Consider the following 11874-nt stretch of genomic DNA (forward strand, 5'->3'; position numbering starts at 1 on the left):
CCTCCCCTCTCAGGTCACGCTCAGGGCGTCCTGATTGATGGTCACGGTCGGGCCGATGAGCGTGATCTTCGCTCCCTGGCCGTTGTCGATGTGGATCCCGGAGTCGTTGATCACGATGGAGGCGCCGTTCGCGGACTTGAGGGTGATCCCGGTGACCGGGTCGTCGGAGAGCACGAGGGTCCGCCGGCCCAGCGTCGTCTGCAGGACGTGGTTGGAAGCGCCGGGAAGACCGGTGAGCGCCTGCGGCGGCAGTTCGCTCTCGTGTCCGTACCAGCAGCCGGACCAGATGGGGTCGCTGGGGTTGCCCTGCTCGAACTCCATCCACACCCCGGACCCGACCGGGGGCACCGCGTAGTGCCCCATCCCCCGGCCGGCCACCGGGAAGCAGGGCATGGCCCAGTTGGACGGCGTCTCACCGAGGACGTCCGTCACCAGGGCCGTGATGCGGCCTCTCCGCTCCGGATCGGTGTTGTTCACCACGGTGCCCCGGTACTTGCCGAGGTAGCGGGTGGGTTCAGTGGCCATGCGTCTGCTCCTGTGCTCCTGCTCTGTCGGGCTCTGACAACTCTGGTGGCCCCTTGTGCTTCTGGTGGCCCCTTGCGCTTCTTGTGGTTCCTTGCGTTTACGGGCGTACGACGGGCGTGCGGGAGATCAGTCCCTCGCGGGCGAGGGTGAAGTTCTGTGTGTAGGAGCCTCGTTGGAGGTTGTGGGTGACGCTCTTGACGAAGTAGAGGCCGTCGTAGGTGATCCCCGCGCCGCGTACGCCCACGAGTTCGCGGGGGCGCAGCACATGGCCGTAACGGACGACGTCGAGCTGCCCGGACCCCGATACCGCGTCGGCCGACTCCATGGCCTTGGCGAGGGTTTCGGCCAGGGCCGATCCGGTTTCCTTCTTGGCGGCGTCGTTGACCGTCGTCTTCTTCAGCGCGGGTGCGGGCTTGAGGGCCAGCGGGGGCCGCAGGATGCTCACTTCGGGGATGGGCAGCAGGGTCGAGATCTTCGTGGCGGGGATCTGCACCCGCGCCCTCGGCTCCTCACGGGCGGTGCCGTCGAAGGCGAAGGTCAGCTGGTCGACGTTGGACAGGGCGTCCATGTTCACGTTGAGCGCGTGCTGGGGAATGCCGAGCCGCACTTCCGGCCCCCAGTAGGCCCGGCTCATCCCTGGAACGGGACCCGGGTCGAGGTAGAAGACATAGCCGTTGGCCTTCGCCAGTTCGCTGATGTAGGCGAGGTCGGTGCCGTTCTGAGCCTCCACCCGGTGGGTCGGCACCGACATCTGCGGGATCAGCTCGGGAACGACCAGCGGGGTGATGCCGTACTGGGCGTACCGGGTCAGCATCACGGCGACCCGCCCGGCGGGCGACATCGCCGGATAGTCCGTACCGGTCCTGTCCTCCAGGTCCATCAGCACCGTCAGATCCTCGCCGGTGACGGTGAGGGTGGACTGACCGGGCTGATTGCTGACCCCGACCTCCTGACGGATGAGGACTCCGTCCATGAGGACGGTCGGTGTGCCCTGGACGGTGACGACGAGCACGACCCGGATCTCAGGATCGAAGAACCCACCCGGGAGCAGTGCGGTGTTGATGAGCCCGTTCTTCGACAGGTCGAACGCCAGCTGGAACCCGCTGCGTTGCCCGCTGGCCACGGTGACCTGGGCGGACAGCAGGGCGTCGGTGACCGGCTGGGGCACGGGCACGGGGATCCGGGGCCCCATCATCAGGGTCAGCCGGATCGGTCCGGCGGTGACCGGGGCGTCAACCATTCGCGGCTCCGGGCACGCCCGCCGGAAGGGCGATCTTGAGCCTGCGCCCCGGTGTCCGGGTCAGCTCCCCCGGGTCGACGACGGGATTGGCGTCGGCGATCTGCCACCACTGCTCGGCGCTGCCGAGGTAGCGGTACGCGAGCAGGTCCGCCCGGTCGCCGACGCTGACGGTGTGCTCGGTGAGCGTGCTCAGCCGGGCGGGGTCGGGCAGCAGACGCCGCCTGAGGTAGGGGGTCTGCCGGCCGTCGGCTTCGGTGTGCACGGCGACGGGTATGCCGTGGTAGCGGCTGGAGCGGGGGTAGGACGAGGGCGCGGGTATCGCGTCCGGAGTGTGGCCGTTCCCGGTGTCATAAGTCATCAGAAACCCCCTGCGTTCCCGAGCCCGAGGGCACTGCGGTTCCCGCCGGCCGCGGGCCCGACGAGCTGCTCCTTCTGCGCGAGATGCGCGAGGTAGAGCTCCGCACCGCGATGCCCGGTGGGCAGATCATTGACGGTCAGCACCCGCAGCCCGATCCCGACCGAGGCCCGGATGGGGTTGAGCTCGACATCGAAGGCTTCCTCGGTGATGGTGAGCTCGGTCAGCCGAACGGGAAGCACGCGGCTGCGCCCCCAGGTGAACAGGGTCAGCGGCGCCTCGATCGGCGTGATCTCCAACGTCCCCAGGGATGCGAGGCTTTGATTGCGCCGCAGCAGTGCGCTCGCCGGGTGCAGCAACGTTTCCAGCGCGGCCAGCTGAGGCTGGATCCCCTGCGGGACGGGCAGCTCCATCTGATCGGTGGCGTCGATCTCCGCCGTGAACTTCCACGTCTCGGCGGCGGGCCCCTTGAGCCGTAACGCCTCGGTCCGGTCCCCGGCCCCTTCGGCGCCGGCGCCTTGGGGGGTGAGGGAGCGCTCCAGGGAGTCGGGGTTGAATTGGAGGACGATGATGCCGCGGGGGGTTCCGCGTTGGGGGTCGATGATGACGATTCCGGAGCGGATGGGTTTGGCGAGGTCGGCGTAGCGGGTCATGGCTGTCTCACCCCGAGAGTGTCGTAGGCTTCGAGAATCGCGCGGGCCCTCAACCTCAGTTCCCCGTCCTGGTCCTCCTCTGCGACCTCCCGTAGAGTCGTGCGAAGTTGGGGGTATTTCGCATAGAAGGCCGCCAGGATGGACATGTCCCTCACTTCCCGAGCGCTGTTCCGAAGTCCGCATTGGATGCGCGTGATGACCTCGGGGTCCTCGCCGATCGGAGCACCGACACCCATGCGGATGAGTCCGCGCCCTTTACTCAGGGGATCTGCGCTGTCGTCCACATCACGCAACAACTCCCCCCGACTCCAGAAGGACAGTTCCTCGTCCGCCATTTCGACATAGGTTGCCAGCAGGGCGGAGTTCGTACTGGACGTCTGAACATAACGACAGCCAGCCAGCCCGTCCTCTACGTAGTGCAGTTGAACAGCAGGCCCACAAGACCAAGTGATCTTGTATTCCCATTTTGTGTCGGGATCCAGCCAACCTTCCCGGGCTCGCGGCCAGTCGTGCGCCGAACAGAACGCCGCGACTTCGGCCTCCCCTTTCGACTCCTTGAGCACACGTCGCCGTGAGCCGAATTCACTGCTGCCGCCACCCACTACACGCACCCGCCTATTCGGATTGCCCATGTCCTTGTTCCCAGAGCCTTTGCATTCTAGCCCGAACTATCTTTTCGAGTTCTGCCAGTTTACTCTCCACAACCTTGGGATCCTCGGCGGAAAGTTTCTCTATAGCCTTCGCCCAGGCCTTGAGATCATCCATACTGGACAGCCAGGCACGAAATATCCGGAGTTGCCGCCGCCGCATATCCGCCTTCTGCTGCCCACTAAGTGAATCGGTGTTGACCAAGGGGCGCCTACGAGCACTCCCACGAGCGGTGAAGGGGTTCTGCCAAAATTTCTGGACGCTTGCCAGGTGCCGTCCCAGATCGCGCCGTATCTTCTTCGCCTTCACCTCTCGCATGGGGAAGTCTCGGGCGAACTGAAGCAGGTCTGAGTAGTCGACAGCTTCACCCGGGAGCGTGAGCCGCCCTCGTCCGCGCACAGCCATGTCGAGCCCCATGGTCGTCAACGGGAACATCGCCGGATCACGACCGCCCTCGATTTCGAAGAACCATTGGACGAACTCTGCGGAGTTCTGCCGGTGTGGCCCTCGAGGGGTTCGACCACCTACGACGGACAATGCCTCACCGGCCAACGCCCGGCGTTGATCCGCCGTCCACTGTGAGCTCAGCACCTGGGTGAATTCCTCATGCTTTAGAGCCTGGGACCTCATCTCCCCGCCTTCTGCAGAGGTCCAGTGGACGACCTGGTCTTCCTGTAGCAGCGTTCCAGCGTAGTTCGGGCCCTGGTCCCTGCGGACACTCGCCGCCGCTCCTCCCTGGTCCTGGTATTCCACATAGCTGGAGAAATTCGCGCTCTGCCGAGGTGGAATCGACTGGACCATGCCCGAAGCCTGGTAGGAGGTGCCTCCCTCAGCGATGGGGTACCGGTCGGATGTCTGCCGCCGCTCCATGTTCCGAGGGCTTATCCGCTGCTCCAGCTCCGGCGAGTCGACTCGTGCAGCTGCAGGCCGGGGTACGACGCCTCCTTGTTCGGCGAGAGCCCGGGTCCGATACTCCTCACCGATGCGATTGATCATGAGCAGCAGGCGGTCGGCGATGTCGACATCGATTCCATCGACCGCCCTTTCTTGCGGGTTGAGCACGGCCAGGACTTGGAAAGCAGCAGCACCTGCCTTTTCCAAGCGAGTGAGCCGGTACCAAGCCCGTAGCACAGGAAGCAGGAAGCGGAAGGACCGGATGGGAACGCCTCGGTTCAGCAGGCGCTGGAGCCTGGGACGGATGCGCGCCACGATGACCTTGAGACGGTTCTGCTTGCTCTGCTGAGAATTTTCCCGCCTATGGCGTTCGTCTCGCTGCTGCTTGCGCCTGTTGAAGCGGTCCCGCAAGCGGTCCCGCTGCCGCGCGAACGCCTCGCGGATCTTCTTCGCACCGTTCGTGAGCGCCTTGCCCACCCGGCTGTTCTTGAGCTTGCGCCCCAGCGCCTTCGCCGCGTTGCCGACCTTCTTCAGCGCGCCCTTGACCGCGGCCTTCGCCCCGTTCAGGGCGCGGCCCGCAAGCGACGGGCCGGGGCGGCGGCCCGTCGACCGCTTGGGCTTGGGGGCGGCCGGGCGGGACGCCAGCCGCTCCGGGGGCCGGTGGGTGGTGGCCGGCTTCGTGGGGGAAGCCGGGCGACGGACCGGTTTCGCCGTCGGGCGACGGCGACCGCGCCCCGTAAGAGCCTGGCCGGCACGGGTCAGCGCGGCCTTCGCGCGATTGACGGCGGCCCCCGCCGCCTTCCGTGGGCCCTTCGTCGCCTTCGCCAGGCCCTTCATGATCTTCTGGGCCATCGCCTTGAGCCGCCCACCGACCCCCTTCGCCGCCAGCTTCAGGCGGCTCAGCAGGAAGTTGGTGATGAATTCGAGGAGCGCGACCACGCCCGCCGCGACCGCCTGGGCGAACAGGCAAGCCGCTCCTACGCCGCTCTTGACCGCCTTGAGGAAGCCGAAGAATTTGCCGAACGCGGCGATGATCTTGCTGATCGTGCCCCAGGCCGCCATCAGGCCCTGAATGATCGTCATGATCGCCCCGGCGGCCGGCACGATCATCGAGACGACCTTCTCCACCACGATCGAGATGATGATCGCGGGCAGCGACTGGACCAGCGCCTGCCAGGCCATCCGTCCGATCTGGGCCATCGAGACGCAGCCCTTGACCAGGACGTTGATGATGGTCTTGCCCAAGCCGAGCACCGACTCGACCTTCTCGTTGAACCACGACTTCACCGCCGTCTTCACGGCGCCCCACAGGTGGTTCTGGATGCCCTCCTTGGCTGCCGTGCCCAGTTTCGACAGCCAACCGCCCGGGTCCGGGGCGATGTCCGCGACCAGTGCCGCGAACTGGCCCAGCATCGCGATCGCCTTCTGTGCGAAGTCGATGGCGGCCACCACCGCGTCGCGGACCATCGCGATCGCGGCCTTGAGGCCCTTCTCCAGCAGGTTCAGCAGCTTGTTCAGGCCGGCGGCCAGCACGTCGAGGAGCTTGTTGACGGCTGCCTTGAGCTTGTCCGCCCACTTGTTGACCTTGGCTATCGCCTGGTCACGCCACTGACGGATCTTGTTGCGGAACTTCTCCCGCAGTTCGGGAAACGCCGCCAGCAAAACGTCACCGATGGCGATCAGCGCGTCCGCGAGCTTCTTGATCAGCTCGACCGCGAACTTCCTGGCCTGCTCGATCGCCCAGTTGGCGAACTCCCGGAACTTCTCGATGATCCCGTTGACGATCTTGCGGAAGAAGTCGAAGATCCCGGTGACCACGCTCAGCAGCGCGTCGAAGGCCGCCTTCACCTTGGACTTGACCCAGCCCCACCAGCCGGAGGACTCCTCCTTCTTGCGTTCCTTCTCCTTACGGGCCTTCTCCTCCGCCTCCTTCCGGTTGTCCTGGATCTTCTGGTTGTCCCCGTCCTGGCGCTTGCCGACGTCCTTGTCCGTGTCGGTGCGTTTGGTGTCGATCTCCTTGTTCTTGTCGCCGTGTTCCTTCGCCGCGTCGGTGTCGGCCCGGCCGATCTCCTCGTCCTGCTCCGACTGCCACTGCGTGCGCTCGGCCCGCACCTGCTCGGCGGCCTGGCCGCGCTCGCCCGCCTGGGCTTCGGCGTTCTCGGCGACGGCCTGGTCCTGGGCTTCCTGGCTCGCGCGGCGCTCCTCGGCCTCGGCCTGCTTCTGCTGGGACTGCTCCTGGCCCATGCGGCCCTGGCCCTGGCCGACCGCGGCCTGGATCTGCGGGCCCCGCTCCTGCTGGGCGACGACGGCCACGCCCGGCTTGGCCGCGACTGCCGCGCCGGCCCGGCGCCGCCCGCCCGCCCCGCCGCCGCCCCCTGGTACGTCGCCCCGGAGCGTCTCCCCGGGCACGTCCGGGTAGATCTGGTCCTCGCCCATCGGCTTGGCCGCGTCCTCGCGGCCGACGCCGAGGATCTTTGCCGACGAGGCCTTGAGGTTCTCGGCCTGCTTGTCGGTGCGCCGGGGGTCGCTCTCCCCGGTGAGCTGCACCTTGGGCGCCGTGCCCACGGTGGTGTTGAGGGACGGGTCCGAGGTGGGTACCTCGCCCACCGCGTGCTGCATGTTCTGGACGTCCTGCGCGGTCACCTGGTTCGCCGCGTCATCCGCGACGTTGGGGCGGGACACGTCGGCCGCCGGGTTCTGTCCCCCGACCTTCTCTCCGTCGGCCTTCTTCTGCTCCTTGCCGCCCTCAGCGCCTTCCCGCTCGACGCGTTCGGTGACCTGCTGGGCGGGTACCGCCTCCTCCGGCGTACCGGAGAGCGTGCGCGGGGCACCCGAAGGGCGTTGCGCGGTGGGAGCGTTGGCCTCCAGGGCGGCGTGCTGCTCGCCGACGGAGCGGTCCACCGCCCCGTCGACGCCGTCGAGCGTGGGCACCATCTGGTCGGGCGGCAGGGTGCCGGCCGTGGCGAGGGCGCTCTGGGGGTCCTGGCCGGAGACGTCGGGAGGTGCAGGTTTCTCCGCCTCCTTCTCCTTGCCGCCCGCGCCACCGCCGCCACAGCCGCCCTCACCGCCACCGGCCTCCTCGGTGGTGGGCTGCGGGGCGCCGGCGCAGGCGCCACCGCCCGCCTCCATGGAGGCATCCGGACCGGCCTGCGCACCGGGGGCACCCAGGGCGCCGGGTGCCTCGGACTGCTCCGCGGCGGGACCCATGGCACCGAGACCCGGGCCGGGCTCCTCGGTTTCCGCCATGGCGCCGGGCGCTCCGGCGGCGTCCGAGGGCCCTGGCCCGCCCGGGCCCGGGCGGGCCCCCCGCTCGGAGCGGCCACGCACATCCGCCGACGGGGCCTCGGCGGCTGCCGGTTCGACGTTCTGCCGCCCGGGGCCGTCGCTGTGGGAGAGCTCGGGCACCGCCTCCTGATCCGTCTCCGGGCCCAGCCGGCCCGCCTCGGGCCCCCCCGCCTCCGGGTCAGGTCCGACTTCCTGCTCGACCGGCTTGTCCGGCTGGAGATCCCGCGCCGTGCGGCTCTCCGCCTCCCGGTCGGCCTCACGCCGGGCCGAGGCATCGGCCTCGGGTGCCGGTGCGGGCCGGTCGGCCTCGGCTTGTCGGGGAGCGGGCGGTTCGGGTGCCTCCTCGGGTTCCTCCTCCGCCTCGTTCTCCCGGTCCTGCTGGATCTCGTCGGCCTTGGTGCGCGGCGGCTCGGGGAACGAGGGTGCTTCCTGCGCGGCCGGTCCGCCCGCGGAGATATCAAGCCGGTCGGCGGTCGGTACGGACGAGACATCGAGATCGGTACTCGGGACGAAGTCCTCCGGACGCAGCTCCGGGCCGGCCGGCTTGGCGGCCTCCGGCTCCTCGTCCTTCGGGGTCTCGACTTCCTTCTCGGCCTCCGCCTCCACGCCCAGCGGCTCGTCCACCGCCGTGCCCTTCTCGTCGTCGAGCAGGCCGTGCCGGGCCAGCGGACTGTCCTTCGCACCGGCGAGCTTGTCCACCTGCTCAGGGCGGGCCGCTCCGGGCTGCTGGTCCTGGCGCCGGTCGACGGCCTTGGGCCTGGAGCCCTCGGCAGGGCGGCGCTGCCCGGCCATGCGCTGCTGCTCGGGCGCACCGGGGGCCTGCGCGGCGGCAGTCGCCGTGGGTGGTTCGGCGCCCCCCACCGCCCCGGCGGTGGCGCCGACGGTGGCCTCTTGGGGACGCTCGGTTCCGGCCGGGCCTGTCTGCCCGGGCTCGGGCTCCTTGTCCTTGGCGGGCGGTTCCTCCTCCGCCTCCTCCTCGGACTTCTCCTTCTCTTTCTCCTCTTTCCCCTTCCCCTTGCCTTTCTCCTTGCCTTTCTCCTTGCCTTTCTCCTCTTCTTCGGGCTTCGGCTCGTCCTCGTCCTTCTCCCCCGCCGGGTCCTTCGGCAGATCCTTCGGAGGGACGTCGGACTCCTCGACCGGTTCGTGCGTCGGCTCCGTCACCGGCCCCGGGATCACTCCCGCGTCCGTCTCCGCCGGGCCGCGTTCGCTCCGCTCCACCAGTTCCAGCAGCCGCTCATGGTCCGACGACGGCAGGCGGAGGGAGAGCCTTTCCAGTACCGACGCCTTCAACTCCGGTGCGAAACGCGTCAGTTGCTGCCGTACCCGCCCGGTCGCGTCCGTCGGGTCGCCGCGCAGCGAGCGGAGGATGCCCGCCGTGAGGCGGTCCACCAGCGTCGCCGGGTCCAGCAGCTCGGTGCGGAACTGGTCGGCGCGCACCCGTGCGTACCGCAGCCAGCCCGGTGTGGCGTTCCGCGTCACCTCCGGGCGCGGGCTCTCCGAGCGGGCTCCGTCCTCGGCCTGCCGTTCCACCGCGTCCTGCGGCATGCTGACCGCGCCGAGGTCGCGGCCCGCCTTCAGCGCGCCCAGAGGGTGCGGCGCCTGGACGGTGTGCAGCAGTTCGTGGGCGACCAGCCGTCGGCCGTCCTCCGTTCCCGGCCGGAACCTTCCCTCGGCGAAGAAGACGTCCTCGCCCACCGTGACGGCGTCCGCGCCCAGCAGATCGGTCAGCAGAGCCGCGTCACGGTCGGTGTGGACACGGACGCGGCTGAAGTCGTGGCCGAGCCGCTCCTCCAGCTCGCGGCGCAGGCCCAGGTCGAGCGGCTGTCCGGCGCCGGTGATGATCTCTTTGGGTTCCGGGGTGCGGGCCTTGGGCGCACGGGCCTTGCGCTTGCGCTGCTGCGAAGCGGCCTCGTTCGCCTGCTGGTGCCCGGCGGACACCTGGACCCGGCTCATGCGCCCCGCCCCCCGGCATCCGTACGCCTCGCGCCCGCGTCGCCCCTACCCGTCAGACCGGCGTGCACCGCGCGCGCCAGGGCCGCGCCCAACCGGTGCGGGGAGGTGGTGGCCGGCAGCGGTGGCAGGCCGCGGACGAGGTCCAGACGGACGCCGGTGTCCCCGGCGATCGGGACACCGCGGTCCCGGACCAGCCGGTGGAGTTCGTGCCGGAAGGCTTCGGCGACGCGTTCGTGGTCGACGTGCTCGAAACCGTGCAGCGCCAGCTCGCCGATCTCGACATGAACCCGCCCCGGACGATCGCGCCCCAAATGATCACGCCCCGGATCGCGGCCCGGATCCCTCACACCCATCCGCGTACCTCCGACGGGGTCAGCGAGCGCTCCAACTTCACGTACTCGGTACGCGCGGCGGCCAGCATGTGCCGCATCCGCAGCGGGCTGCCCTCGTCGGCGGCGAGGAACGCCGCCGACAGGGCGATGTTCCTGATGGAGCCACCCGCCACGGTGAGCTGGGCCAGCCGCTCCGGGTCCAGGTCCTCGCTCGGTGTCTGCCGGGGGATGACCCGGCGCCAGATCTCGGCCCGCTCCGGCACCCCGGGGAAGGGGAAGTCGACGATGAAGCGGATCCGGCGCATGAACGCCTGGTCGAGTGCCTGCTTCATGTTGGTGGTCAGGATGGCCAGTCCTCGGTACGCCTCCATCCGCATCAGCAGATAGCTGACTTCGAGGTTGGCGTAGCGGTCGTGGCTGTCCTTGACCTCGCTGCGCTTGCCGAACAGCGCGTCGGCCTCGTCGAAGAGCAGCAGGGCGCCGCCGCGCTCGGCGGCGTCGAAGACCCTCCGCAGGTTCTTCTCGGTCTCGCCGATGTACTTGCTGACGATCTGGGAGAGGTCGATGACGAACAGGTCGACGCCCAGCTCGCCCGCGACGACCTCGGCGGCGAGTGTCTTGCCCGTTCCCGACCCCCCGGCGAACAGGGCGGTCACCCCGAGGCCGCGTCGCAGCACCGCCTCGAAGCCCCACTCCTGGTAGACGGTGGCGCGGCGCCGCACGTGGGCCACGGCTTCTCTCAACGCCTCGCGCTGGCGGTCGGCGAGGACGAGGTCCTCCCATCCGGCGCGGGGTTCGATCCGGCGGCCGAGCTCGTCCAGGGACATGCGTGCCTCGGCCAGGCCCGCGCGCCACGCCAGCTTCTTGGCGTCGCCCTCGGGGGCCCGGCGCACCGCCGCTCCCGCCGAGCGGATGACATGGGCGGGCAGCGAGAACTGGGCGACGAGGTCGCGTACGTCCTGTTCCCGGACGCCCGCGACGCCTTCGAGCGCCCCTGTCCACAGCCGCAGTTGCTCGTCGGGGGTGAGGGGCTGGGCGATGACCCGTTCGCGGCGGGCCGTGAGGCCCGGCTGGGGTTCGTCGCTGGAGACGATCACGGGTACGGGCAGCTCGGCGAGGAAGGCCTCGGCCGCGCCGCGGTGTTCGCCCGCCCGGTCGCCGCCCTCGATCAGGAGGGCCGCCGGCAGCAGGATGGCTTCGCGCTGCCAGAGCCGGGCGAGCCGGTCCCGTTCGGCGGGCTCGGTGGGCAGGTCGTCCGCGGAGGCGGTGTACAGGGACAGGCCCGCGCGGTCGGCGGCGGTGGCGGCGATGTCCCAGCGGGTGGCGCGGTCCGCGCCGACGAGTTCGGTGTGCGGTGGCCCGTCGAGCTCTGCGCCGGTCCAGGCGCGGGCGATGCTCTCTGCGGCGTCCTGGTGGCCGGGGGGCAGCTCCTCCCGGCCGGGAGCCCGGTGCCTGAGCAGTCCGTGCAGGCGTACGTCCAGGTAGGGCACGCCGACCAGGAAGTGCAGGATGCGTTCGTCCAGGCGTAAGCGTGACGTCGTCGGTGAGGTGTCGTCGTCGAGCTCGATCAGCCGCCAGCGGCGTAGCGGCCCGACGGGGGTCAGCGCGCTCCAGTGCGGGTCGTCGAGGGCGGCGAGGGCGAGGGCGAAGGTGGGGTGGGGGCGGGCCGGGTCGCCGCAGGCGGCGGCGCAGCGGGGGCCGGTGGTCGGGTCGGTCTCGGCCGCGGCGGCGAGGACCAGCACATCGCGTTCGAAGGGGGTGAGACCGAGGCAGGAGACGACGACCGCCAGGGCGTCGAAGGACGGGACGCCGCTCGCCGGGGCGGGCGCGGATCCCGCATCTCCGTCGGCGGGTTCGCCGGTCGGTGCGTCCGGGGTGGTGCGGGTCCCGGCGCGGGGACGCGCGGAGGCGTGCGCGTCCAGGCGTCGGAGGACCGCCTCCACGGCGGCGGCGAGCGCCCGCTGGTGTGCGCCGTGCCGCTCGTTCATG

Annotated in this window: 8 protein-coding genes; all 8 read right to left on the minus strand. The window is 69.9% G+C overall.

Going from position 1 to position 11874, the window contains the following annotated elements; translation table 11 throughout:
- Window positions 1-9 precede the first annotated feature (9 nt).
- The 8 genes from AB8O64_RS01455 to AB8O64_RS01490 all read right to left on the minus strand — a co-directional run bounded on the left by AB8O64_RS01455 (window position 10) and on the right by AB8O64_RS01490 (window position 11873).
- Window positions 10-525, minus strand: a complete 516-nt coding sequence (locus AB8O64_RS01455) for a phage baseplate assembly protein V (protein WP_370417395.1) — start codon at window positions 523-525, stop codon at window positions 10-12.
- A gap of 97 nt (window positions 526-622) precedes the next feature.
- Complete coding sequence (locus AB8O64_RS01460) at window positions 623-1765, minus strand: hypothetical protein (RefSeq protein ID WP_370417397.1); 1143 nt, start codon at window positions 1763-1765, stop codon at window positions 623-625.
- Complete coding sequence (locus AB8O64_RS01465) at window positions 1758-2123, minus strand: hypothetical protein (protein ID WP_356454242.1); 366 nt, start codon at window positions 2121-2123, stop codon at window positions 1758-1760. Before AB8O64_RS01465 ends, AB8O64_RS01460 begins: the two co-directional genes overlap by 8 nt.
- A complete protein-coding gene (locus tag AB8O64_RS01470) occupies window positions 2123-2773 on the minus strand; it encodes a hypothetical protein (protein WP_370417398.1) in 651 nt (216 codons plus the stop codon). Before AB8O64_RS01470 ends, AB8O64_RS01465 begins: the two co-directional genes overlap by 1 nt.
- Entirely contained in the window at window positions 2770-3405 is a 636-nt protein-coding gene (locus AB8O64_RS01475; protein ID WP_370417399.1) for a hypothetical protein, read from the minus strand. Before AB8O64_RS01475 ends, AB8O64_RS01470 begins: the two co-directional genes overlap by 4 nt.
- Window positions 3389-9553 carry a DUF4157 domain-containing protein gene (locus AB8O64_RS01480; RefSeq protein WP_370417400.1) on the minus strand — a complete coding sequence of 2055 codons (6165 nt, stop codon included), beginning with the start codon at window positions 9551-9553 and terminating at the stop codon, window positions 3389-3391. The genes AB8O64_RS01475 and AB8O64_RS01480 overlap by 17 nt, the downstream gene beginning before the upstream one ends.
- Window positions 9550-9864 (minus strand): hypothetical protein, encoded by a 315-nt coding sequence (locus AB8O64_RS01485; RefSeq protein WP_370417401.1) that lies wholly within the window; start codon window positions 9862-9864, stop codon window positions 9550-9552. Before AB8O64_RS01485 ends, AB8O64_RS01480 begins: the two co-directional genes overlap by 4 nt.
- A 32-nt stretch (window positions 9865-9896) precedes the next feature.
- Complete coding sequence (locus tag AB8O64_RS01490; RefSeq protein ID WP_370417403.1) at window positions 9897-11873, minus strand: ATP-binding protein; 1977 nt, start codon at window positions 11871-11873, stop codon at window positions 9897-9899.
- Window position 11874 lies beyond the last annotated feature (1 nt).

The organism is Streptomyces sp. QH1-20 (assembly GCF_041283565.1).
In the GTDB taxonomy this organism is placed as follows: domain Bacteria; phylum Actinomycetota; class Actinomycetes; order Streptomycetales; family Streptomycetaceae; genus Streptomyces; species Streptomyces syringius.